The organism is Williamsia muralis NBRC 105860 (genome assembly GCF_001598915.1).
Classification (GTDB): domain Bacteria; phylum Actinomycetota; class Actinomycetes; order Mycobacteriales; family Mycobacteriaceae; genus Williamsia; species Williamsia muralis.
In genome coordinates this window covers 305,697-328,340 of the sequence record NZ_BDAP01000001.1, presented here as the reverse complement: position 1 = coordinate 328,340, position 22,644 = coordinate 305,697, and the positions used below count along the sequence as shown (strand labels likewise).

Sequence of the window (22,644 nt, the reverse complement as noted above, 5' to 3'; positions counted from 1 at the left end):
ATGCGGCCTCAGACCTTCTGACCGAAGCGGTGGTCCTTGGCGCTCTGCAACTGCGGCACGTGGTTGGCGTCATACTGCTCGATCCAGTCCTCGGGCAGTTTGCCCCAGGCCTCACCGATCTTGATGCGTTGAGCCTCGCTGAACACCTCGGAGGCGACAACGTCACCGACGAAGATGGTGCTCTCCTGGACGTCGAGGGATCCGACCACCCGGCATTCGACGTAGCTGTGGGCATCGAGAAGGATCGGCGCACCCGTGACACCCTCCTTTGTCCGCAGTTTGCCGATCTTGTCACCGTCGCGGCCGGAGCTGCCGCCGAGAGTCATCAGGATCTCCAACGAGGCGTCGACCTCGTCGTCGCCGGCGCTGAGCATGTGCATCGCGAAAACACCTGAACTCAGCAGCATGTCGTGAGTCAGGTTGTACTTGGTGAGGCTCACGGTGGCGCGTGGCGCCTCAGGGATGATGCTGGCAGATCCGGCCGACAGCGACATCAGGCCGTTGGCGAAGCCCCCGTCGATGGTGGTGATGGCAACCGGGAACGGGCGCAGTCCGGCGAGGACCTTGTTTGCGGCGTCGGTGTCTACGGTCATGTCGTGTCCTTTGTTTCGGTTCGGAGAAGGTCTATGTGGTCGCGGGCGCAGGAACGTCGATGACCACTGCTCCGGCCTGTCCGCCACCGGCACACATCGCGGCGACACCGTATCCGCCGCCACGGCGGCGCAATTCGTTGATCAGAGAGAGGATCATTCGCGCACCCGACGCCGCCACCGGATGACCGATGGAGCATCCGCTACCGAGGACGTTGACGATGTCGTCGCTAATACCCAGCTTCTTGCAGGCCGCAACGGGTACCGCCGCGAACGCCTCGTTGATCTCCCATAGCGCCACATCGGACACCCCGATGCCAGCGCGATCGAGGACCTTCGGGATGACGTCGAGGACTGCAAGGCCGGTGTGGGCCGGGTTGATACCGGTAGCCGCCCAAGCCTTCACCGTGGCCAGGACCTCGAGCTCTTCGGACGCGGCGAGATCGGAGCCGACCACCATGACGGCGGCGGCGGCGTCATTGATGCCGCTGGAGTTGCCGGCCGTGATCGAGAATCCCTCGATCTCCGGATGCAGGGTTTTCAGACCAGCCAGCCGTTCCGCAGTCGTGTCGCGACGCGGGTGCTCGTCCGTGGTGAACTCCACGAACGTGCCGTCTTGCTGCCGTGCCGAGACCGGGATGATCTCGTCGACAAAGGCGCCCGCGTCGATGGCGGCGATGGCGCGCTGATGGGACCGGAGTGCCCAGGCGTCCATTTCCTCGCGGGTCAGGTCGAGTTCGGTGGCGGTGTTCCACCCGACCGTGATCGACATGTCCATGTTCGGGGCCGCGGCGCTGTCCGGATGGGTCGGCGGCATCCACTTGTTGGTGAACTCGTCGACGGTGCCGGGGGTCCGGAAGGACTGAAGTGGGCTGGTCGAGATGGATTGCGTGCCGCCGGCGATGATTGCCCGCTCGGCTCCGGAGATGATCTGTGCTGCCGCATTTCCGACCGCGGTCAGGCTGCCTGCACAATGCCGGTTGATGGCCTGTCCGGGTACCTGGGTCATCCCGGTCACCACTGCCGCATGCCGCGCGACATCGCCGCCGCCGTAGTTCGACTCGGCGAGGATGATGTCATCGATCTGCGAAGGCTCGAGGCCTGAGCGCTTCTGGACCTCCGCGACAACGACTTCGGCGAGTTCCATCGCCGTCGTGTCGCGCAGGGTTCCCTTGAATGAGGTGCCGACCGGGGTGCGTGCTCCGGCGACGATGACGGCTTCGATGGCTGACATGGTGTGAACCTTTCGTTCGGGGTGCGCGGCCTCAGCCGAGCGTGAAGGGGTCGCGCGTGGCACCGCTGAGTTCGACCCAGACGGATTTGGTTTCGGTAAAATCCTTGACGGCGTCGATGCCGTTCTCGCGGCCGATACCGCTGGCACCCACTCCACCGAAGGGGACGTGTGGTGCAACGGTCCGGTAGGAGTTGATCCAGACCGTGCCCGCCCGCAGCTTCGCGGCGACCCGGTGGGCGCGGTGCACATCCTTGGTCCACACCGAACCGGCCAGCCCGAACTCAGTGGAGTTCGCAGCCGTGATCGCCTCGTCCTCGTCGGCGAACGTCGAAACGGTGAGCACAGGTCCGAAGATCTCCTCGGAGACCGCGCGCATGTCCGCGGTGACTCCGGTCAGCACGGTCGGTTTGACGAAGTACCCGCCCAGTTCGCCGGCAGGCTCACCGCCGTAGGCGATGGTTGCGCCCTGTTCGCGCGCAGAGTCGAAGTGCGACAAAACCTTTTGATACTGCGGCTCGTTGGACACGGGTCCCATCTCGGTACGTGGGTCCTTGGGATCGCCGAGGACGATCGTCGACGCACGGGCAACGACCTTCTTGATCAGTTCGTCGGCCACACTCTCGTGGACGAGCAACCGGGAGCCCGCCAGACAGGTCTGTCCGGTGGCAGCAAAGATCCCGGAGATGACCCCGTTGGCAGCGGCATCGAGATCGGCATCGGGGAAGACCACCTGCGCCGATTTCCCACCGAGTTCGAGGGTGAACCGGGTCATGTTCGCCACCGCAGCCTGACCGACCCGGATTCCGGTTCCGGTCGACCCCGTGAACGCGATCTTGTCGACATCGGGATGCGAGGCCAGCGCGGCACCGGTCTCCGGGCCCCAACCGGTGACCACGTTGACCACGCCCGGCGGGAAGCCGGCTTCCGCGAAAAGCTTCCCGAATGCCAGGGTGGACGCCGGGGTGTGGTCGCTCGGCTTGATCACGAACGTGCAGCCTGCAGCGAGGCCGGCGGCCAATTTCCACGACAGCAACAGAAGCGGGGAGTTCCACGGGGTGATCGCGCCGACCACACCGACCGGCTCGTGGGTGGTGTACACGAGGAAATTGGGCTTGTCGGTGGGGATGACGCTGCCTTCGAGCTTGTCGGCCATCCCCGCGTAGTAGTAGAAATATTCGGGCAATCCGCGCATCTGTCCAGACATCTCACGGAGCAACTTGCCACCGTCACGGACCTCGAGTTCGGCCAGCTCGTCGGCATCCCGTGCGATGAGCTCGGCCAAGCGCCAAATCAATTTGCCTCGGGCCGAGGCGGTCAGGTCGCCCCACGGACCCGACAGCGCCGCGCGAGCGGCCTTCACCGCCCTGTCGATGTCCGCGGCGCCGGCGTCGGGTACCCGTACCCAGGGCTCCCCGGTGAACGGATCGACACTCTCGTAGGTCTTGCCCGATTCCGCCGCCACCTCGTCGCCGCCGATGAGCAACGGATAGCTGGCGATCTGGTCGGTGAGGGTATGTGTGCTCACGTGAACTCCTTAAAAACCTGGCAGGTCAACGAAAACGCGGGGTGCGCTTGTTCTTCCGGGAATCGCTCCGACCCGATCCGACGTTGCCGATCTGCGTGTACGACAAGCCGGTTCGCAGCGCGGTGGACGGCGTCATGTCCAGCGACTCCCAGATCGCACGCACCGTGCCCTGGATGGCCTCCGGTCGCCGTCCGGCGATCTCGGTTGCAAGTTGCTGCGCACGATCACGCAGTTCGGGTCGGGACGTGATCTCGGTGACGATGCCGGTCCGCAGAGCGCTGTCAGCGGTCATCCTCTCGTCACTACCGATCAGCGCCCACCGCAAGACCTCGCCCAGCGGTATCCCACGGGCCAGCATGCCCATAGGTTCGAGCGCGGAGACGATGCCGGCGTTGGCATGGGGGTCGAAGAAGGTCGTGTCGTCGCTGCAGATGACGATGTCGGACTCGTTGACGAAATACATCGCGCCACCGGCCACCATGCCGTGCAGGGCGCAGACGACCGGTTTCCAGACCCGGTGTTGTTTCGGTCCCAGCAGCACGCCGGGGTCTTCCTGGTTGAACCGGTTGATGTGTGTCCACCAGGCGCCTTCGCTGACGTCCACACCGGTGCAGAAGGCGCGCTCACCGTTGGCCTGTAGGACAGCGACGCGGATGTCGTCGTCATCGCGGACCCGTCCCCAGATCTCCGCAATTTCATTGGCCATCGTCTCGTTGAAACAATTCAGCCGATCGGGCCGGTTCAGCGTGATGGTGGCGATGTGGTCGGCGACCTCGAACTCCACTGTTGTGTACTGTGATTCGGACGTCATCGTGGAGACCGAGACCTTTGCGGCGGGGTCGAGAAGATCGCTGCGCAATTGCGACTTGGTGATCTTCCCGAGTGAGTTGCGGGGAATCCGGTCGACTACTTCAACCTGTTCCGGGTATTTACGTTTGTTCAGGGTGGTGGTCGCGAGGTACGCGCGGATCGAATCGAGGTTCGGCGGTGCGGCCGGATCGCTGGGCACCACCACCGCGCACACCCGCTCCCCTGACGCGTTGTCGGGCATACCGATCACGGTGAGATCGGCGATGGCGGGATCGTTGATCAGCACTTCCTCGACCTCACGCGCTGAGATGTTCTCCATCTTGCGCACGATGATGTCCTTGATCCGTCCCGTCACCGAGAGCCGGCCCGCAGCGTTCAGGAAGCCGAGATCGCCCGTCCGGAAGAATCCCTGCTCATCGAGCGCACCCTCATCCTGGGCCGAGTCCACATAACCGTGGAACAGTTGCGGGCCGTGCACGCGGATCTCGCCGATTTCGCCGACCGGCAATTCTGTGCCGTCGGCACCCACGATGCGCACCCGGCCCTGCGGACCGGGCGTACCTTCGAAGACTGCATGTTCGTCGTCCGTGTCGTCCGGACTGCCCCACGTCAGGTACGGGCATTCGGTCATCCCGTATCCGGAGATGATGCCTACTCCCCCGAGATGTTGTGCTGTTGCACGGCTCAATTCGGCCGGTCGACCCGACCCGCCACCGAGAGTGGCACGCGCCTGAGGGAACAGCGGAGCAACACCGCTCTCCCGTGAGATGCGAAGGTATTCGGTGGTGAACGGCAGGCCCGAGCCGATCAGGGTGGCGCCCTCGGAGATCAGCTGTTTCGCATTGTCTTCGGGGACAAACGCGGCAGCGGTGATCAGGGTGTGCCCGACCAGCAGGCTGCTCAGCACGTGGGCGATGCCTCCGACGTGGGTGATCGGTACGTAGGCGGCGCAACGCTCATCGGGAGTGACCTGCACATTGGTGACGAAGGTCTTCGCGGCGGAGATCAATCCGGCGTCGCCGTGCTTGACGCCTTTGGGCGCCGCCGTTGTTCCGGAGGTGTAGAAGATCCAGCTCACCGCGTTGTCGTCTCGCTCCGAGCGGGTCGGCAGCGTCGAGGAATCCCCGGAGATCCACGTGTCACCGACGATCAGCGTCCGCAGACCGTCGATCCGCTCGGCGACCGCATTCGCCATGGCCCCGTGATCGAAACCCCGGAACTCGGTGGGCACGATCAGCAGCGATGCGCCGACCTGCCCGGTGATGAACGCGACCTCACTCTCCCGCAGCATCGGGATGATCGGATTCTGCACGGCGCCCAGACGCGACAGGGCCAGCGACAACGCCATGGATTCGACACTGCTCGGCAGCTGCCAAGACACCACGTCGCCGGCCCGGACGCCGTGGGCGTGAAGGGCTGCGGCCGTGCTCTCTGCCAGATCGGCCAGGGCGGCGAAGGTGAAGCGGCGTCCGTGTTCGTCGACGGCGAACTCCCGCGACGGGCTCAGTTCCACCCGCTCGCTCAGGAGATCCCAGTAGTTCGTCGCCTGCGCGATCGCGACCACCGGTTTGTTCTGTGTGGAGGTCACGACGACACCTGGGAAGCCGCAACCTTCTCCGGCACGGGGACCAGCGAATCGGCGATGACCCGCTTGAGAATTTTGCCGGCCGGTCCGAGCGGGAACTCGGTCCGGAAATCGAAACGTCTCGGTTGCTTGTAGCCGGCCAATTCGGCGCGGCACAGCGCGGTGAGTTCGGCCGTGACGGCGTCTTCGTCGATGTCTCCCTTGGGGACCACAACAGCGATGGGCGTCTCGCCCCATTCCGGGTCCGGGACACCGACGACCGCGACCATCTCCACGGCGGGATGATGGCCGATGACGCGTTCGATCTCGGCCGGGTACACGTTGAAGCCACCGGAGATGATCATGTCCGTCTTACGGCCGGTGATGTGCAAGTAGCGCTCGGCGTCGAGGTATCCCAGGTCACCGGACCACAATCCGCTCGGGCGGAACGACTGCTTGGTCTGATCCGGGCGCCTCCAATAACCGACTGCGTTGGCTTCGCTGACGATCACGATCTCGCCGACCTCGCCGGTGGGCAGTTCGTTGCCGTCGGCATCGACGATGCGGATCGAACACATCGGGGTCTCTTGGCCGCAGGACGTCAGGATGCTCGTCTTCCCGTCGACCATGTCGCGATGATCTTGGGGCGTCAAGATGGTTGCCTGGCCGCCACATTCGGTGAGTCCGTAGCGCTGCTGCAAGTCACACCCGAGCAGATCCATCGCCTTCTTGGCCAGGCCAGGAGGAACGGGCGCCGAACCGTAGCTGATCCGGCGCAGACTCGACATGTCGCGCGCCGGACCCTCTTCGAGGATCCGGAGGGTCCGCTGCAGCATGGTCGGGATGAATGTGGTGAAAGTGACTCCACTGCGTTCGATCTCGTCGATGACCGCTTGCGGATCGAAGCGCTTGTGGATCACCATCGTCTGGCCCAGGTACGTCCATGACAGCGTCCGGACCATTCCGCCCGCGGTGAAGAACGGAGTGGTCGCGAGGAACACATCGCTGCGGTTGGTTTCGGTGACCAGACTGGTGTCGACGGCCTGCGCGAGCATGCCGCGGTGGGTGTTGATCACACCCTTGGAACGGCCCGTCGTGCCGCTCGTGTAGAGGATGAACTGGATGTCGTCGGGCCGCAGCGATTCCGGCGTGGGATCGCTGTCGTCGGCGGCGCGCAGGGCTGTTTCGTAATCAGTTCCCACTGTGCCGCCGCCGATTTCGAGAAGCGCCTTCAGATCGCCCAACTCTGAACCGAACCGCTCGACCTGATCGGTGTGGACCACCGCGGCCACCGCCCCCGAGTCGTCCCGGACATGGGCCAGCTCGTCCGGTGCCAGCCGGATGTTCACCGGCACGGTGACAAGTCCTGCCTTCGCGAAGGCAAAAGTGATCTCCGGCCACTCGATGCAGTTGCGGGCGATCACGATGACCCGGTCGCCCTTCTGCAGTCCGGCGGCGAACATGTGGTTGGCCAGGCGGCGGGCCCGCTCGTCGACGTCACTCCAGGTGTGCGTCCGCCCGGATTCGACGATGGCGGGCTTGTCCGGGTATCGACGAGCGTTGTTCTTCGAGATGTCGCCTACAAGCACGGTGCCTCACAGGTACTTCGGCGCGAAGGTACGGCCTTCGCGGGATGGAATGGACGTTCAGATCAGGAAAGCGAGTGTGTCGACCGGTCCACCGGCGCTGATCATGTGGACGGTTTTGCCGGCCAACTTGAATCCGTCGGCGTGACGGCGGACCTTGTGGATCACACGGCCGGCCCAAACTCGCTGGGTGTGCCGGTATTCGAAAAGGGCGAAGTTCGATCCGACCGTCACGGTGTCGACGGTGGAGTCGAGGACCTCCATGTTGGTCAACTGGCGCCGCATCACCGACGGCGGGGTCTGCGAATGCCGATTCCCGGTGTTCAACTGTGCGACACGGCTTTTGATCCGGCGACGGTTGTCGTAGATGTACGACAGGTTGGTCGCCGGGTCGTCGTCGGGATGCATGGGTACCCAGTACAGGGCGTCGTCGTCCCAGAGCAGTTCCCACTCGGAGTAGCGCGCTTCGTCAGCCAGACGTGCCTCCAGGTACAGGAACCCTGCCACCTCCGGCGACGGTGCCGGTAGTGGTTGCAGCGCCGAGGAGAAGACATCGGTGTCGTCGAGTGTGCTCATTGGGTGATCTCCTGTCCTACGACGCCGGCCCACTGGCGGTAGAAGCCCCGTTGGGGAGTCTCGGCGCTCTTGTCGCTGTTGACGATTCCGGTCTCGTCGGTGATGTCGGTTTCGAGCCCACGCGAGAGCCGCAGCCATTCCGGGTCCCTGGCTGCCAGACCGGCCTGATTGCGCATTCCGATTTCGCCGTCGTCGGCGATGAGGAAGCCGGCCGGGCCCATGGCACCCTCGGAGCGACGCAGCGTCCGCACATTCAGATCGTCTTGTCCTGGGATGAGGGCTGCAGTGGTGTACGCGATCGTCTCGTCCGGGCCGATGGGTTCGACATACATCACGTTCATTTCGGCGAGGAACAGGTTGGGCCAGATCAGGGTGTGCGGGGGGCCGACGACCAGGGAGTCGTGCGCCTTCTCCTCGCCGTACTTCTTTTCGAGCGCTGCAACATATTTCGGCAGCTTGGTGCGAGGCATCCGGCCGTACCAGATGAACTCCTCATCCAGCTTGCGGTATTCGGCCGAGTAGTCGATCTCGGAGTGGCCGTCGCCGATGTCGCGCACCACGACGTCCGTCTTCGACGGGATGTGCGATACCTTGGCCGGCCGGATCGCGTCGTACACCGACGCGTGCGTGAACAGCGCGTGGTAACCATCGACGTTGTTCTCCACCACCATTTTCCAGTTTGCGTGGTGCAGGTGCTTCATCCAGTTGGCGCGCAGATCGATCGTCCCGGTCGGCGACAGGTTGAGCAGGCGGTCGAAGGCCGCGATCGAACCGCCGAGATGTTCGGTGAGCGAAGGGCCTTCGGCGGCCAGTGAAGCGAAGATGAAGCCGCCGTAGCTGTCGACCCGAGGCGCCTCGGCCATTCCGAGCTCGGACCGGACAGCGCGGAAAGCCTCGCCGTAGCCCTCTTTCATCGGAACAGCGGTCAGCGAGCCGGTATTGCTGAACGTCCAGCCGTGGTACGGGCACCGGAACGAGCTGGCGTTGCCCTTCTCGGCGTTGCACAGCTTGTTGGCGCGGTGCGAGCACCGGTTGAGCAGAACCCTGATCTCACCGTCCTTGCCATGGGACACGACGACCGGTTCGCTGCCGATCCGCCGGGTCAGGTAGTCGCCGGGTTCGGCGACCTCGCTGTCATGGGCGACGTAGACCCAACCGGTGCGGAAGATGGTGTCCATCTCGCGCTGGAAGATCTCCGGTGACGTGTAGACGGAACCGTGCACACGATCTTCCTGCACGATCTTCGACACGTCGAAGTCGCTGGCGGTGCCGGGGTTCGACTCAGTGGTTGTCATTGATGGCCTCCGTATCGGTGGAATTGATGGGCCGTGCGGTATCGGTGGAATTGATGGGCTGTGCTGCCGGGAGCGCTGTTCCCGCGAGATTTCTGAAACCGATGTCGACGACGTCGCCGATCTGCGGGGCGCGGGTTGCCGGGTCGACGGTTGTCATGATCAGCCGGTGTCCGCCGGCGAGTTCGATGTCGACGATCGGGTACGGGCCGGTCGCGGTGACCAGTCCCGGTTCGAGGCGGTGCATCGTGGTCGACGAATGCACGACGCCGGTGGGAGCTGTTTCGAGCCAGTCGATCCGGTGGGACCCGCAGCCGTCGCAGACGTGCTGTTCGAGGTCGAGTGGAAGTGAGCAGGCGGCGCAGAACGGGAGCACCAGCGCGCCGCGGGCCGCCCCGGTGTACAGCGGTTCCAGTGGGTCACCCGACACCACGGGGCCGAGTGAATCGCTGAGCAGCCAATCGGTCGCGACGGTCATGCCGCACGCTCCAGGATCAGGGCGGCGTGGTGATCGATCCGACCACCGATTCCGCCGACCAGTGCGGTCGTCGCATCGGACACCTGCCGTCCGGCGCCGTCGCCGCGTAACTGCACGAGCGCCTCGGCCAGCGGGGTCATGCCTTGCAGGTAGAACCCGGACAGCTGACCGCCGCCGGTGTTGGTGGGGAGTGTGCCTCCGGCGGCGGTGTTGCCTTCGCGCACAAACTTTCCGGCCGGCGCTCCCCCGGTCAGACCATATTCTTCGAGCAGGATCAACGTGACGACCGAGAACGGGTCGTACAGCTGAACGGTGTCCAGGTCGTCGCGGGTCATTCCGGCGGCGGCCAGCGCGTCGTCGACGCAGCGCCTGCCGCCGCCGAACCAGGACTCGGCACCGGACCGCCGGTGACGGACCGGATGGTCTCTTCCGGTACCGCGGATGTCCACGCGCACCGGGTTTCCCACTGCCGGATCGGCACTGACGATGACGGCTACGGCACCGTTGACCGGCCGTGCGCAGTCGAGCCGTCGCAGCGGATCGGAGATCATCGGACTGTCCAAGTAGCCCTCGATGTCGAGGGGTGTGCGGATCACCGCGTCGGGATTGTCGAGCGCCCAGGCGCGGGTCGTGGTGGCCACCGCGCAGAGATCCTCGGGGGAACCGTCGCTGACGTGCATCCACCGCTGGGTGAGGAGGGCGTAGGTGGGCACCGAGCCGAGCACACCACTGGCACGCTCCAGGCCACGTGATCCGGATTGGCCGCCACTTCGCGCATACGTGGAGCCGGCGGCCTTTCCAGCGACAAGGGGGGCGTCGGCGAAAACGCACATGACCACGCGCGCGGCACCGGTCTCGACCGCATGCTGAGCCCGCTGGATCATCGCAATCGTGGTGGCGCCCTTGATCTCCACGTGCTCGAGCAGTCGCAGATCAGAGAAGCCGCCGGACGATGCAAACCCGACGCCGAGTCGGTCCGGCCGGATCCCCTGCGACGAACCGACCAGAAGTCCGTCCACGTCCGACAGCTCGATCCCGGCGTCTGCCACAGCATCTCGGCTCGCGCGACAGGCGAGGTCGAGCGGGCTGTCCCCCGGCTTGAGGGACATCGGGGTCATCCCCAAGCCCACGATCGACGCACTCACGATGATCTCCCCCGCAGGGGCCCCAACGAGCGGTCGCGGCGCTCGTCGCGGTAATTGCCGACGCGCAGCCAGTCCTCGCGGTCGTCGGGCGTGGCCAGGCACAGGCTGACGAGTTCGAGTGGTGACAGGAAGATGTAGTCGTCACTCTCGAGGTCCTCGACGAGCAGCCTGTCCCCGTTGCCGGTCGAATCCAGCGACACGCGTACCGCCGCGAACTCGTTGATCAGAGATGCGAGCTCCCGGCGGCGCACGCGGCGCGCATCGGCGTCGGCATCTTCATGTTCGTGTCTGGTCATAGTCATCGACGACCCGTCTCGCCCAACCTTGCTCTGGTGATTTCTCGAAAAGTTGAAACAACTCGTCGGAAGCCACTTGCTCTTGCGGTGATCCCGCCTCATAGTCATATCGTATACGGGTGTCAGAAACAATCCCTCGATTCGCAGAATTGGGGACCCAGAATTTGATACCTACCCAGCTCAAGGCACTGAAAGTGCTAAGACTGAAAGTGCACACAGTGGAAAATTACGTACTACAACGGAGGCCCCGACCATGACTGAGACAGCGATTTCCGCCCCCGCGGCCGACACTGACGAGTACCGCAGCATCTGGAGCCATCTGCGAGAACTGGAGTTCCGACAGGGCTTCGCAGACATCGGCGGAGTGCGAACCAGGTTTGTCGAGGCGGGATCCCCGGACAAACCGCACGCCATCCTGCTGCACGGCACCGGCGGCCACTGGGAGACGTTCGCACCGAACCTCGGACCACTCTCGGAGGACTTCCACTGCGTCGCGATCGACATGGTCGGCAACGGCTTCTCCGACAAGCCCGACTACGACTACGAGATCGCGGTCTACGTCAAACAGATCCTGGGCGTGATGGAGCACTTCGGAATGGAGAAAGCGCACTTCATCGGCATGTCACTAGGCGCCTGGGTGTCGGCTGCCATCGCGGTGGAGCATCCGGAACGGGTCGACAAGGTGATCTTGATGTCGCCCGCCGGCCTGATCGCCACCGCGTCGAACATGGCCCGGATCCGCGCCGAGCGCACCGAAGCGGTCAACAACCCCAGCTGGGAGTCCCTCCACAAGGTTTTCGCACACCTGATCGCGGACGAATCGAACCGGCTGCCCGACCTCATCGCACTCCGGCAGGCGATCTACCGCCGCGACGACACCCGCACCACGATCGACCACCTGCTGATCCTGCAGGAGGCCGAAGCCCGTGATCGCAACCTCATCCCCGAGGAGAAGTGGGCGACCATCGCCGCCCCGACCATGGTGGTGGCATCGGGCAAGGACGACGGTGAGTATCAGAGCACCGCGCACATCGTCGCCGGCCTGATCCCGAACGCCGAGGTGTTCGAGATGGCCGCGGTCCGGCACTGGCCGCACTTCGAGGATCCCGCTGCCTTCAATCCGGCGGCGCTGGAGTTCTTGCGGCGATGACGAACACAACCCTGCTCGATACGGCCGTCGCCGAGCTGGCGCGCCGCTTGCATGAGGCCGAACAGACCCGGGTCCCGATCCGGCAGATCTCCCTGCAGTATCCGGAGATGACCATCGAGGACTCGTATGCGGTGCAGCGGGAACTCATTCGTCTCAAGGTCGAAGGTGGCGCGGTCGTGCGGGGTCGCAAGATCGGCCTCACGTCCAAGGTCATGCAACGTGCGGTCTCCATCACCGAACCCGATTATGGCGCGTTACTCGACGACATGTTCTTCGACGACGGCGCAGTCGTGCCGGCCAACCGCTTCATCCGGCCGCGCATCGAGGTCGAACTCGCGTTCATCCTCGGCGAGTCGCTGTCCGGACCCGGTGTCACGCTGTACGACGTGCTGCGGGCAGCAGAGTACGTGACGCCGGCACTCGAGATTCTCGACGCGCGCGTGCAGATGGCCGACCCGGAGACCGGACACCTCCGCACCATCGTCGACACCATCAGCGACAACGCAGCCGACGCCGGCATCGTCCTCGGAGGGCGCGTGATGAAACCGATGGACGTGGACCTACGGTGGGTTGCCGCCCTGCTGCTCAAGAACGGCTCGATCGAGGATTCCGGCGTCGCGGCGTCGGTGCTGGGCCACCCGGCCAACGGCGTGGCCTGGCTCGCAAATCGTCTTGCTCCCCATGGCGTTTCGTTGAATGCGGGTGAGGTGATCCTGGCCGGGTCCTTCACCGCGCCGGTCTTTGCCGAGCCCGGTGACACCCTCGTCGCCGACTACGGACCGATGGGGACCGTGTCGATCCATTTTGCCAAGGAGAGTTCCTCATGAGCAGCGCCGCGCAATCGAACACGTGGAATCGGCAGATCCACGGCGACCGCGCCCAGATCGGGATGTGGATCGCGTCGGGCAACGCCTACAGCGCCGAGATCTGCGCCGGGGCCGGGCTCGACTGGCTGATGCTCGACCTCGAGCACGTACCGAACGACATCAGGTCCACTCTGTCGCAGCTCCAGGCCCTCGCGGCCTACCCGGTGCAGGTGCTGGTACGGCCGGCGTCCGGGGACCCGATCGCGATCAAACAGCTCCTCGACATCGGTGCGACGAATCTGATCATCCCGATGGTCGAATCCGCCGACGAGGCCCGAGCGCTGGTGGCGGCCACGCGCTACCCACCAGAGGGCATCCGGGGCGTCGGTAGCGCCCTTGCCCGAGCCTCTCGCTGGAACCGCACTTCTGACTATCTGGCTACGGCTGATGCCTCCGTGTCACTCACCGTCCAGGTCGAATCCGCGGCCGCACTCGAGCACCTCGAAGAGATCGCCGCAGTCGATGGCGTCGACGCCGTCTTCATCGGTCCGGCCGATCTGGCAGCGTCGTTGGGATACCTGGGCAAGCCCGAACATCCCGAGATGGTGGCCCTGATCGAGAAGGCATTGTCGCAGATCAAGGCCACCGGCAAAGCGGCAGGCGTCAATGCGTTCAACCCGGATCTCGCGCAGCGATACATGGCTGCGGGTGCCTCATTCGTCTTGGTCGGCGCCGACGTCACGGTGCTGGCCCGCGGAAGCGAGGCACTGGCCGCACGCTTCATCTCGCAACCGGACAAAACCTGACACTTGACTCCGAGTGATTTAAATCTGACAATAGTGTCACTATAGTAGCGAAGATGGTGACGCACGAGGACGGAAGGCCCCCACATGGATTTGGACTTCAGCACCGAACAGTTGGAGTTCCGGGATGAGGTGCGCACGTGGCTCCGGGAGAACAAACCCACCGAGCCCCGCCCCCGCGAGGCCGACGGTATTCGTGAGTACGACACCGCGTGGCAGCGCACCCAATGGAACGGTGGCTGGGCGGGCATTGCCTGGCCGAAGGAATACGGTGGCGGCGGCCTGACCTTGCTGCAGCAGCTCATCTGGTACGAAGAGTATGCGGCGCAGGGATTTCCAGGAATCGACGCCAACTTCGTCGGACTCTCGCACGCCGGCCCCACCCTGATCACCAGGGCCGACGAAGCCATGAAGGACTTCCACCTCCGAAAGATCCTGCGTGGAGAGGTGATCTGGTGCCAGGGTTTCTCGGAGCCCGAAGCCGGTTCCGACCTCGCCTCACTACGCGCCAAGGCCGTCATCGACGGCGATCATCTCGTGGTCAACGGCCAGAAGATCTGGACCAGCTTCGCGACGATCGCCGATTACCAGGAGCTGCTGGTACGCACCGACAACACCGGATCCAAACACCAGGGCATCACCTGGATCATCTGTGACATGGCAACGCCCGGCATCGAGATCCGTCCGATCGAGACCATCGAGGGCGGCGCCGAGTTCTGCGAGGTGTTCTACGACAACGTTCGGATCCCGTTGTCCAACATCGTGGGCGAGATCAATGACGGCTGGAGTGTTGCGATGTCGACGCTCTCGTTCGAGCGTGGCACCGCATTCACGGCCAACCAGGTCCGTCTCGCCAAGGTCGTCGAGGACCTCATCGAGTTCTCCCGCGACCACGTCGGACCGGACGGCCGCCGTCCCGCGATCGCCGACGACGAGATCGCCCGGCGTCTGGCGCGAGCCCGGGCAGCGGTGACATCGCTGCGGGCCATGACCTACGTCGGCATCTGCCGAAGCATGCAGACGGACACTCCGGGCCCCAAGGGGTCGATGCTCAAACTGTTCTACGCCGACTTGGCCAAACAAGTGGCCGAACTGGCGATGGACATCATCGGCACGGACGCCCTGCGCAGCACCTCCCGTTGGGACAAGAACGGCTGGGTGGGCAACTACCTTTATGCGTTCTCCCAGTCCATCGGCGGCGGGACCTCCGAGATCCAGCGAAACATCGTCGGCGACCGGGTCCTCGGACTCCCGCGCTGAAGGAAAGAAGCACACCATGAATCTGCTCCCATCGGACGACCAACTCGAGTTGGTCGCCGCCGCTGGAGATTTCATCAGTTCTCGGCCTCCCATCGACGAGATCCGCAGACACCGCGACGATCCGACGCTGGTCGACCCCGGCGTGTGGCGTGAAGGCGCGGAACTGGGTCTGCTCACCCTTGGTCTCGGTGAGGAGTTCGGCGGTTCCGGCCAGTCCATCGATGACGAAGTCATGCTGTTCATGGAGTTGGCCAAACACCTTGCGGTCGGCCCGTACCTGGCTTCCACGCTGGGCGCCCGGGTTGCGGCCGCCACCGGAGAGGACGAACTCGTCCGCCAGATCGGCGGCGGAAACGCGATGATCGGACTTGCCGAACTGCGCGGTGACGGTGAGATCGGGGCCGACGGGTTCAAGGGGTCGTTCGACCTCCTGGACTGTGCAGGATGCAGCCACGCACTGCTCGTGTCCCGCGACGGCGCCGCACTCATCGAGCTCACCGAGTTCGGAGAAATCACCGCAGCCGAATCGGTGGATCCGGGAACGCGATTGGCCGGGGCCACGGTCACCTCGGGCCGTGTCACGGCCTGGCTTCCGGCGGAGACCGAGTGGATCTGGGGCCGGGGTCAGATCCTCGCCTCGGCGTATCTCGCCGGTCTGGCCGAAGCGATCACCGAGATCTGCACCGAGCACGCTAAAACTCGCGAACAGTTCGGGCGTCCGATCGGGGTCCACCAGGCCATCAAACATGCCGTCGTGGACATGGCTGTTCGTGCCGAATCTGCTTCGGCACAAACATTGTTCGCGGCCGCCGCTCTCAAGGCAGGTCGCCCCGACACCGAGTTCCAGATCCTGGCGGCCAAGACGGTCGCAGGTCAGGCGGCGATCAGCAACGGCAGCGGCAGCATTCAGGTACACGGTGGCATGGGTTACACCTACGAGCACAACGCCCACCTCTACCTGAAGCGGGCCATCGTCTACAAACAGCTGTTCGCCGGCGCATCCGAAGTACTCGCCGATCTGCTCGATCTGGAGGCCGCACAGTGAATCGCAAAGTTGCCATCGCCGGTGTCGCCCTGTCCGATGTGGGCAAGGTAGACAACAAGAATGCTTACGAACTCATGGCCCAGGCCAGTCGGCGAGCTCTCGCGGATACCGGCCTGACTCCCGCCGCCATCGACGGGCTGGCATCGACCAGTCAGGGCACGCTGCCCCCTACCGATGTCGGCGAATACCTCGGCATCAAGCCGAGGTGGATCGACTCGACCTCAGTTGGTGGGGCGTCATGGGAGGTCATGGTCTCCCACGCCACCGACGCGATCGCCGCCGGCCACGCCGACGTCGTCCTGCTGACCTACGGATCCACCGCACGTGCCGACATCAGGAAAGGACTGCGAGGCGCGAACATCAACTGGGGCGCCCGCGGCCCCTTGCAGTGGGATGCACCCTACGGGCACACCCTGATCTCCAAGTACGCCATGGCCGCCCGGCGGCATATGCACCAGTACGGAACAACGATCGAGCAACTCGCCGAGGTCGCGGTATCGGCGCGATTCAATGCCGCCGAGAACCCCGAAGCGATGTACCGGGACCCGATCACCATCGACGACGTGCTGTCCGGACCGATGATCGCCGATCCGTTCACGAAACTGCATTGCTGCATTCGCTCCGACGGTGGGGCCGCGGTCATCCTGGTCGCCGAAGACCGAGTGCCTGACCTCAAGTCGCCACCGGTCTGGGTCCTGGGATCGGCAGACGCCACCTCGCACATGCTGACCAGCCAGTGGGACGACATGACCGTCGGTCCCGCCGCCGTTACCGGTCCCCTCGCGTTCGAACGCGCCGGTCTCAAGCCGTCCGACGTCGATGTCGCCGAGATCTACGACGCGTTCACCTACATGCTCCTGCTGACCATCGAAGACCTCGGCTTCTGCGAAAAGGGCGAAGGTGGGGCCTTTGCGGCCAAACAGAGCCTGCGCCTCGGGGGCGAGTTACCGACCAACACCGACGGCGGCGGTCTGTCGGCCTGCCATCCCGGACAGCGTGGGCTCTTCCTCCTCGTCGAGGCGGCCCGGCAACTGCGGGGCGAAAGCGGTGCTCGCCAGGTCCCGGACGCAAAGATCGCCTGTGTCAGCGGAACCGGGGGCTGGTTCTGCTCGAGCGGGACGGTATTGCTCGGCTCGGAGAAACCGTGAGCGCTCCGGCTGCCGCCACAACCGGAAGCACGCCGCCGCTGCCGGACACCTTCGCGAACACCAAGGAACTCCTGGAGGCTGCCGCGAAGGTGCACGGCGACCGGGACGCGTACGTCGAGCCCGGGTCGCGGGTTTCGTTCGTGCAGTGGGTGTCCCGTGCCCGAGCGGTGGCGAGCCACTTCGCCGCAACGGGAGTCGGAAAGGGTGACGTCGTCACCCTGCTCCTGCCCTCCGGAATCGACTACGCCACCTGTTACGCCGCCGCCGCGATGCTCGGCGCCATCACCACGGGTGTCAACGGACGGCTCGGCCCGACGGAAACCAGTTCCATTCTGGAGGTGTCCACACCGGCGCTCGTGGTGTACGGATCGCAGCCGCCGGAATCGGAATCGATCAGAGCCAGCGTGAGCCTCGACGAACTCCGAACGTGGTATTTCGACAAGGAAGGCGATCTACCGGCCGTCGATATCGGCCGCGACGATCCGGTGGCCATCATCTTCACCAGCGGGACCACCGGCCTGCCCAAGGGCGCCTGGTTCGACGCCGACAATCTTGCCGCGTCCGCTCAGGCCGCCGGGATCATGAGTGCGCCGTATGACCGCCGGATGACGTCGACACCGTTCTCCCACGCCGGCTACATGTCGAAGCTGTGGGACCAATTGCTTTGGGGCACCGCCCTCGTCATCCCGCCGGCACCGTGGACGGCGGCCGGGATGGCTCGCACCCTGACCGACGAAAGCGTGACGGTCGGCGGTGGAGTGCCGACCCAGTGGGCAAAGCTGCTCGAACAACCCGGTCTCGATCGGAGTTCGTTTCCCGATCTCCGGGTCGGAGTGGTCGCCACCGCACCGGCCTCCCCAGAACTGGTCAAGCGCACCGCCGAACTGATCGGCGTGCCGCTTGTCGTCCGCTACGCCATGACCGAGTCGCCGACGGTCTGCGGGACCGAGCCGAGCGATCCACCCGAAGTACAGTTTCGAACCGTTGGGCGCCCACAGCACGGGATGACCGTGCACGTCGTCGACGATGAGGGAACCGTTCTCCCGCCCGGCGCGGTCGGCCGGGTCCGCATCAAGGGTGGCTGTGTGATGCGTGGCTACTGGCACGACACAGAATTGAGCAACGCTGCCTTTGATTCCGATGGCTTCCTGCTCACCGGCGATCTCGGTAGGTTCACGCCGGAGGGGAACCTCACGCTGGTGGGCCGAGCCGGTGACATGTACATCCGTGGTGGGTTCAACGTCCATCCGGTCGAGGTGGAGCAGGTCATCGCCCGCCACCCAGCGGTCCGGGATGCCGCCGTCGTCGGGCACAGTGCGCCGGTGATCGGTGAGATCGGGGTGGCCTTCGTGGTACCGGCCGATCCGGCGCACCCACCAGCTCTGACCGAACTGCGGGCATGGACGAAGTCGTTGCTCGCCGACTACAAGGCGCCCGATCACGTAGTAATAGTCGATGCCATCCCGCAGACCGCGCTGTCCAAGACAGATCGCTCACGCCTACGTGAGCTGGCCGTCGCACATCCACCGCCGCCGCGCGCATGAGCTCTCCTACGATCGATCAACTGGTCAACCTGCGCGATGTCACCGGACTCCCCCTCGTCGACGGAGGACGGTGCGTCGCCGGGGTTCTCTATCGCGGCGACGCACCGCACGTCGATGACATCGCACCGGCCAATGTCCCCGCCTGGCCACCGGGAACCGTCGTCGACCTGCGCTCGGCCAAGGAGCGCGAGCGCACCGGATTCGACTGGGGCAGTGGCACAGTCGTGCATTCTCTGCCTCTGAACGATGCGGCCGCACCCGGTGACGTCCTGCCTCCGGATCTGCGTTCCCTGTACCTGACCACCTTGGAGACCAAGGCCGATCGAGCTGCCCGAGTAGTGGAGATCGTCGCGCACGCCGAAGGTCCCGTCCTGGTGCACTGCACCGCGGGCAAAGACCGCACCGGACTCGTCGTGGCGGCCCTGCTGCTCGCGGCCGGCGTCGAACCTGCCGCGGTCCGCGACGACTACCTGGCCACCACGGCCAACATGGCTCTGCTGCGAGAACGATGGAAAGCCAAGGGGCCGAGCGCAGCACCAAGGATCACCCTGCCGCGCAGTTGGCTGACCACATCACCAGAAGCCATCGACGAGGTCATCGGACATCTCACCGGATGGCCCGGTGGCGTCGACGGTTGGTTCACGGATGCTGGTGCCGCGGCGGCTGATCTACAGGCCTGGCGACGCCGAATCACACTCCGCGACAACCCCTGACAAGCCCACGACCTCAAGGAGACAGCCATGCGGATCCAGATCGCCCTCGACGAATGCGAGGCGCACGGGATGTGCGCCCTACACGAACCCGACCTGTACGAACTCGATGACGACGGCTACGCTGCCAACGCCGATTTCGCTGTCCCCCCAGGTATGGAGACCGCCGCACGAAACGGCGCAACTCGCTGCCCGATGAGCGCGATCAAGGTCGTCGAGGACTGACAGCACGGTGTGCGCCGGGTTCACCGTGGCGGATCTGCGCTGAAATCCAGCGGACCCTCAACGGCTGCGTGGCCGAGAACACCTTTCTGCGCACCGGAATCCCGCACCGCGTCGAGGCATACCGCGATGTCCTTTCTGAGAAACGGACGGGCACGGTCCACAAAGTTCAACAGACCACCGACTTCGACCACTCGTGCGGTTGCCGAACTGCTACCGCTGCAGTGCTGTATCGCGCCCAGGAGACCCTCAGGCTCGATGCCTAATTCGTCGCCGATCCTCACAGCGTCTGCGACGAGCTGGAGATTGGCGGCGAACAACAAGTTGTTGATCAGTTTCACATTCACTGCGGACCCGAGACGTCCGGTCCGGATCATATGTCGCGCATAACTATCCAGAATCGGAACAACTGTATCGATCGGCTCGGGGGCCCCGCCGAGCAGGACTGTCAGCGTTCCGGCGAGGATCTCTTCGGCGGTCCCACTGATCGGCGCGTCGATCACACCCACCCCAACTGCTTCCCCAGCATCGGCGAGTCGGCGGATTGTTTCCACGCTGCCGGTGGTGTGTGAGACCAACGTGCTCCCGGCCTTCATCGCAGCAATGAGGCCCCCGCTCCCCAGCGCGACATCCTCCAGCTGCGCATCCGAGAACAACGTGCAGAACACGACATCACAGGAGCCGAGTGCCGCCACCGATGGTGCCGAATGCGCACCTCGCGCTCGTAACCTGTCTGCCACCGCGTCCTTGCGGGCATATACGTGTACCTCATGGCCGGCGGCGAGCAAACGTATCACCATTGGCTCACCCATTTGGCCGGCGCCGACAAACCCTACTACTGAAGGCATTCCTGTTCCCTTCTAGCGAGATCCGCCCCAAAAAGCCGGATCCGTCCGCCCAGTATCCAAACGGCCACGCGCCGAATCGGATACGGCGCGTGGCGGCGATGGCTCCCGGAATCAACGGCCTGATCGGTACATGATCACACATTAAGCTCATTCTGGGAACCTCTTGACCTCCATAATGGAGAACGTTATTCTCCAGGTATCGACATTCTCGATTCGGAGGTATCTGTGGAAAATCCAGAAGACAAGGCCGCGCTGGCCAGGTGGCTCGATGATGTCGGGGCACCCGGCAATGGTGAGGCGCCGGCGATCGAACGCCTGACCGGCGGATCTCAGAACGAACTGTTCACGGTCAGCCGTAGCGGCCTTGCAGGTGTGCTGCGGATGCCACCGGCGGGCGCCGACGACGCCCGGCTCGACGGTTTGCGACGCGAGTTGCGATTGTTGGCCGCACTCAAGGGTTCTGAGGTTCCTCACGCCGAACTCATCGGCGGCGAGCCGACCGGCGAGGTGCTGGGATCGCCGTTCTATCTGATGGAGGCCATCGACGGGTGGAGCCCGACGGGGTCGTGGGCGCCGCCGTTCGACGCCGACCTCAAAGCCCGCGGCGAGCTGGCGTTCGAACTGGTCGGCGGAATAGCTCAGCTGTCCAAGGTGGACTGGCAGGCCCGCGGTCTGACCGGGTTCGGCCGTCCGGAGAACTTTCACGAGCGTCAGGTCGACCGCTGGCTCGCGTTCCTGGAGGGCTACCGGTTCCGTGAGCTGCCCGGCCTGGACGTCGCTGCGGAGTGGCTACGCAAGAATCGGCCCACCAGTTGGTCACCGGGAATCATGCACGGCGACTATCAATTCGCCAACGTCATGTTCGAGAACGGCGCGCCCGCAAAGCTTGCGGCGATCATCGACTGGGAGATGACCACCATCGGTGATCCCCTTCTCGACCTGGCGTGGGCCCTGCTGGGCTGGGACGGTGAATCCCCCAAGACCGACTTCTATGTCGACCTTGAGGGAATGCCGAAGCGCTCAGAGTTGATCGCACACTACGAGAAGATCAGTGGACGCTCAACCGCCGACATTCACTACTACCTGGTACTGGCCAACTGGAAGCTCGGGGTGGTCTTGGAGAAGAGCTACGCGGCACTGGTCAAGGGCGATCGCAAAGACGACAAGATCGAAACCTTCGGGCCGCTGATACTCGATCTGATCGCGACCGCCGCGGACCTGACCACGCAGACAGAGAGTGTGTGACATGGGATATGCAGATGCCTTGTTCGATCTGACCGGCAAGGTGGTCGTCGTCACCGGCGGCAGCCGTGGTCTAGGTCGCCAGATGGCTTTCGGTGCCGCCCAGTGTGGCGCCGATGTGGTGATCGCCAGCCGCGACTTCGAGTCGTGCGCGACCACCGCCAAGGAAATCGAAGAAACCACCGGCCGCACCGCCATGCCATTCGGGGTCCACGTGGGCCGCTGGGATCAGCTCGACGGACTCACGGACGCGGTCTACGACCGATTCGGTCGAGCCGACGTCCTGGTCAACAACGCGGGGATGTCGCCGGTCTACGACTCGGTGTCCGACGTCAGCGAGAAGATGTTCGACTCGGTCGTCAATCTGAACCTCAAAGGGCCGTTTCGCCTTTCGGTCCTCTTCGGTGAGCGGATGCACAAGGCCGGCAGCGGGTCGATCATCAACGTGAGCTCGACCGGTTCCATCCGGCCCGCGCCCTGGATCATTCCCTACGCCGCGGCCAAAGCCGGGCTCAACGCACTCACCGAGGGACTGGCACTGACCCTGGGACCAACCGTCCGCGTCAACACATTGATGTCCGGACCGTTCTACACCGACGTCAGCAAGCACTGGGACCTCGAGGCCACCAAAGAAGCCACCAAGGCCCACGCTCTACAGCGGGCCGGCGATCCGCCCGAGATCATCGGCGCCGCACTCTATCTGATGTCCGGCGCATCCAGCTACACCAGCGGCGCGACCCTTCGGGTCGACGGCGGCATCCCGTGAACCC

At 64.6% G+C, this 22,644-nt stretch carries 22 protein-coding genes and 1 pseudogene; 11 read left to right on the top strand and 12 right to left on the bottom strand.

The features are described 5' to 3' along the window. Positions 1 to 8: 8 nt before the first annotated feature. From WIMU1_RS01555 to WIMU1_RS01510, 11 genes and pseudogenes are all read right to left on the bottom strand, one after another. Positions 9 to 593: a flavin reductase family protein gene (locus tag WIMU1_RS01555; RefSeq protein ID WP_062794853.1), complete on the bottom strand. Its 585-nt coding sequence runs from the start codon at positions 591 to 593 to the stop codon at positions 9 to 11. 31 nt (positions 594 to 624) lie between these two features. Then, positions 625 to 1,824 carry a thiolase family protein gene (locus WIMU1_RS01550; protein ID WP_062794852.1) on the bottom strand — a complete coding sequence of 400 codons (1,200 nt, stop codon included), beginning with the start codon at positions 1,822 to 1,824 and terminating at the stop codon, positions 625 to 627. 31 nt (positions 1,825 to 1,855) lie between these two features. Continuing rightward, complete coding sequence (locus tag WIMU1_RS01545) at positions 1,856 to 3,322, bottom strand: aldehyde dehydrogenase (RefSeq protein WP_174548704.1); 1,467 nt, start codon at positions 3,320 to 3,322, stop codon at positions 1,856 to 1,858. A 52-nt stretch (positions 3,323 to 3,374) separates the two neighbouring features. Beyond that, complete coding sequence (locus WIMU1_RS26575) at positions 3,375 to 4,160, bottom strand: enoyl-CoA hydratase/isomerase family protein (RefSeq protein WP_245969290.1); 786 nt, start codon at positions 4,158 to 4,160, stop codon at positions 3,375 to 3,377. A 75-nt stretch (positions 4,161 to 4,235) separates the two neighbouring features. Further along, positions 4,236 to 5,672 (bottom strand): annotated as a pseudogene (locus WIMU1_RS26570) (AMP-binding protein); the annotation flags it as partial. 71 nt (positions 5,673 to 5,743) lie between these two features. After that, a complete protein-coding gene (locus WIMU1_RS01535) occupies positions 5,744 to 7,312 on the bottom strand; it encodes a class I adenylate-forming enzyme family protein (protein ID WP_062794849.1) in 1,569 nt (522 codons plus the stop codon). A 57-nt stretch (positions 7,313 to 7,369) separates the two neighbouring features. Further along, positions 7,370 to 7,885, bottom strand: a complete 516-nt coding sequence (locus WIMU1_RS01530; protein WP_062794848.1) for an aromatic-ring-hydroxylating dioxygenase subunit beta — start codon at positions 7,883 to 7,885, stop codon at positions 7,370 to 7,372. Beyond that, complete coding sequence (locus WIMU1_RS01525) at positions 7,882 to 9,180, bottom strand: aromatic ring-hydroxylating oxygenase subunit alpha (protein ID WP_174548691.1); 1,299 nt, start codon at positions 9,178 to 9,180, stop codon at positions 7,882 to 7,884. Before WIMU1_RS01525 ends, WIMU1_RS01530 begins: the two co-directional genes overlap by 4 nt. Next, entirely contained in the window at positions 9,167 to 9,655 is a 489-nt protein-coding gene (locus WIMU1_RS01520; protein WP_062794847.1) for a Zn-ribbon domain-containing OB-fold protein, read from the bottom strand. The genes WIMU1_RS01525 and WIMU1_RS01520 overlap by 14 nt, the downstream gene beginning before the upstream one ends. Then, the gene (locus tag WIMU1_RS01515) at positions 9,652 to 10,773 is read right to left on the bottom strand and encodes a thiolase family protein (RefSeq protein ID WP_371850282.1); all 1,122 of its coding nucleotides are present in this window, start codon (positions 10,771 to 10,773) and stop codon (positions 9,652 to 9,654) included. Before WIMU1_RS01515 ends, WIMU1_RS01520 begins: the two co-directional genes overlap by 4 nt. 23 nt (positions 10,774 to 10,796) lie before the next feature. Further along, entirely contained in the window at positions 10,797 to 11,096 is a 300-nt protein-coding gene (locus WIMU1_RS01510; RefSeq protein WP_062794846.1) for a hypothetical protein, read from the bottom strand. A 253-nt stretch (positions 11,097 to 11,349) separates the two neighbouring features. Between WIMU1_RS01510 and WIMU1_RS01505 the strand changes: the two genes are divergently transcribed. From WIMU1_RS01505 to WIMU1_RS01465, 9 genes are all read left to right on the top strand, one after another. Continuing rightward, complete coding sequence (locus tag WIMU1_RS01505) at positions 11,350 to 12,246, top strand: alpha/beta fold hydrolase (RefSeq protein ID WP_062794845.1); 897 nt, start codon at positions 11,350 to 11,352, stop codon at positions 12,244 to 12,246. Beyond that, positions 12,243 to 13,073 carry a 2-oxo-hept-4-ene-1,7-dioate hydratase gene (gene hpaH / locus WIMU1_RS01500; RefSeq protein ID WP_062794844.1) on the top strand — a complete coding sequence of 277 codons (831 nt, stop codon included), beginning with the start codon at positions 12,243 to 12,245 and terminating at the stop codon, positions 13,071 to 13,073. Before WIMU1_RS01505 ends, hpaH begins: the two co-directional genes overlap by 4 nt. After that, a complete protein-coding gene (locus tag WIMU1_RS01495) occupies positions 13,070 to 13,858 on the top strand; it encodes an aldolase/citrate lyase family protein (protein WP_062794843.1) in 789 nt (262 codons plus the stop codon). The genes hpaH and WIMU1_RS01495 overlap by 4 nt, the downstream gene beginning before the upstream one ends. Positions 13,859 to 13,942: 84 nt before the next feature. Then, the gene (locus WIMU1_RS01490) at positions 13,943 to 15,115 is read left to right on the top strand and encodes an acyl-CoA dehydrogenase family protein (RefSeq protein ID WP_062794842.1); all 1,173 of its coding nucleotides are present in this window, start codon (positions 13,943 to 13,945) and stop codon (positions 15,113 to 15,115) included. A 16-nt stretch (positions 15,116 to 15,131) separates the two neighbouring features. Continuing rightward, complete coding sequence (locus tag WIMU1_RS01485) at positions 15,132 to 16,160, top strand: acyl-CoA dehydrogenase family protein (protein WP_062794841.1); 1,029 nt, start codon at positions 15,132 to 15,134, stop codon at positions 16,158 to 16,160. Continuing rightward, on the top strand, positions 16,157 to 17,308 hold the full coding sequence (locus tag WIMU1_RS01480; RefSeq protein ID WP_062794840.1) for an acetyl-CoA acetyltransferase: 1,152 nt from the start codon (positions 16,157 to 16,159) through the stop codon (positions 17,306 to 17,308). The genes WIMU1_RS01485 and WIMU1_RS01480 overlap by 4 nt, the downstream gene beginning before the upstream one ends. Further along, positions 17,305 to 18,852 carry a class I adenylate-forming enzyme family protein gene (locus WIMU1_RS01475; RefSeq protein WP_062794839.1) on the top strand — a complete coding sequence of 516 codons (1,548 nt, stop codon included), beginning with the start codon at positions 17,305 to 17,307 and terminating at the stop codon, positions 18,850 to 18,852. The genes WIMU1_RS01480 and WIMU1_RS01475 overlap by 4 nt, the downstream gene beginning before the upstream one ends. After that, complete coding sequence (locus WIMU1_RS01470; RefSeq protein ID WP_062794838.1) at positions 18,849 to 19,565, top strand: tyrosine-protein phosphatase; 717 nt, start codon at positions 18,849 to 18,851, stop codon at positions 19,563 to 19,565. Before WIMU1_RS01475 ends, WIMU1_RS01470 begins: the two co-directional genes overlap by 4 nt. 27 nt (positions 19,566 to 19,592) lie before the next feature. Further along, positions 19,593 to 19,787, top strand: coding sequence for a ferredoxin (locus WIMU1_RS01465; RefSeq protein WP_062794837.1), 195 nt, complete (start codon positions 19,593 to 19,595; stop codon positions 19,785 to 19,787). A 20-nt stretch (positions 19,788 to 19,807) separates the two neighbouring features. Here the strand turns inward: WIMU1_RS01465 and WIMU1_RS01460 are convergent, their stop codons facing one another. Then, on the bottom strand, positions 19,808 to 20,632 hold the full coding sequence (locus WIMU1_RS01460) for an NAD(P)-dependent oxidoreductase (protein WP_062794836.1): 825 nt from the start codon (positions 20,630 to 20,632) through the stop codon (positions 19,808 to 19,810). Positions 20,633 to 20,836: 204 nt separating this feature from the next. Here WIMU1_RS01460 and WIMU1_RS01455 point away from each other — a divergent pair, with 204 nt between their 5' ends. Both WIMU1_RS01455 and WIMU1_RS01450 read left to right on the top strand, forming a co-directional pair. After that, a complete protein-coding gene (locus WIMU1_RS01455) occupies positions 20,837 to 21,877 on the top strand; it encodes a phosphotransferase family protein (protein WP_371850281.1) in 1,041 nt (346 codons plus the stop codon). 1 nt (position 21,878) lies between these two features. Further along, positions 21,879 to 22,640, top strand: a complete 762-nt coding sequence (locus tag WIMU1_RS01450; protein ID WP_062794834.1) for an SDR family NAD(P)-dependent oxidoreductase — start codon at positions 21,879 to 21,881, stop codon at positions 22,638 to 22,640. Positions 22,641 to 22,644 lie beyond the last annotated feature (4 nt).

Excerpts from the sequence above, each read along its gene's own strand:
- WIMU1_RS01470 (WP_062794838.1), top strand. The coding sequence starts at position 18,849 with ATGAGCTCTCCTACGATCGATCAACTGGTCAACCTGCGCGATGTCACC.
- WIMU1_RS01515 (WP_371850282.1), bottom strand. The coding sequence starts at position 10,773 with ATGACCCCGATGTCCCTCAAGCCGGGGGACAGCCCGCTCGACCTCGCC.
- WIMU1_RS01465 (WP_062794837.1), top strand. The coding sequence starts at position 19,593 with ATGCGGATCCAGATCGCCCTCGACGAATGCGAGGCGCACGGGATGTGC.
- WIMU1_RS01490 (WP_062794842.1), top strand. The coding sequence starts at position 13,943 with ATGGATTTGGACTTCAGCACCGAACAGTTGGAGTTCCGGGATGAGGTG.
- WIMU1_RS01550 (WP_062794852.1), bottom strand. The coding sequence starts at position 1,824 with ATGTCAGCCATCGAAGCCGTCATCGTCGCCGGAGCACGCACCCCGGTC.
- WIMU1_RS01450 (WP_062794834.1), top strand. The coding sequence starts at position 21,879 with ATGGGATATGCAGATGCCTTGTTCGATCTGACCGGCAAGGTGGTCGTC.
- WIMU1_RS01525 (WP_174548691.1), bottom strand. The coding sequence starts at position 9,180 with ATGACAACCACTGAGTCGAACCCCGGCACCGCCAGCGACTTCGACGTG.
- hpaH (WP_062794844.1), top strand. The coding sequence starts at position 12,243 with ATGACGAACACAACCCTGCTCGATACGGCCGTCGCCGAGCTGGCGCGC.
- WIMU1_RS01485 (WP_062794841.1), top strand. The coding sequence starts at position 15,132 with ATGAATCTGCTCCCATCGGACGACCAACTCGAGTTGGTCGCCGCCGCT.
- WIMU1_RS01530 (WP_062794848.1), bottom strand. The coding sequence starts at position 7,885 with ATGAGCACACTCGACGACACCGATGTCTTCTCCTCGGCGCTGCAACCA.
- WIMU1_RS26575 (WP_245969290.1), bottom strand. The coding sequence starts at position 4,160 with ATGACGTCCGAATCACAGTACACAACAGTGGAGTTCGAGGTCGCCGAC.
- WIMU1_RS01520 (WP_062794847.1), bottom strand. The coding sequence starts at position 9,655 with ATGACCGTCGCGACCGATTGGCTGCTCAGCGATTCACTCGGCCCCGTG.
- WIMU1_RS01505 (WP_062794845.1), top strand. The coding sequence starts at position 11,350 with ATGACTGAGACAGCGATTTCCGCCCCCGCGGCCGACACTGACGAGTAC.
- WIMU1_RS01495 (WP_062794843.1), top strand. The coding sequence starts at position 13,070 with ATGAGCAGCGCCGCGCAATCGAACACGTGGAATCGGCAGATCCACGGC.
- WIMU1_RS01555 (WP_062794853.1), bottom strand. The coding sequence starts at position 593 with ATGACCGTAGACACCGACGCCGCAAACAAGGTCCTCGCCGGACTGCGC.
- WIMU1_RS01460 (WP_062794836.1), bottom strand. The coding sequence starts at position 20,632 with ATGCCTTCAGTAGTAGGGTTTGTCGGCGCCGGCCAAATGGGTGAGCCA.
- WIMU1_RS01510 (WP_062794846.1), bottom strand. The coding sequence starts at position 11,096 with ATGACCAGACACGAACATGAAGATGCCGACGCCGATGCGCGCCGCGTG.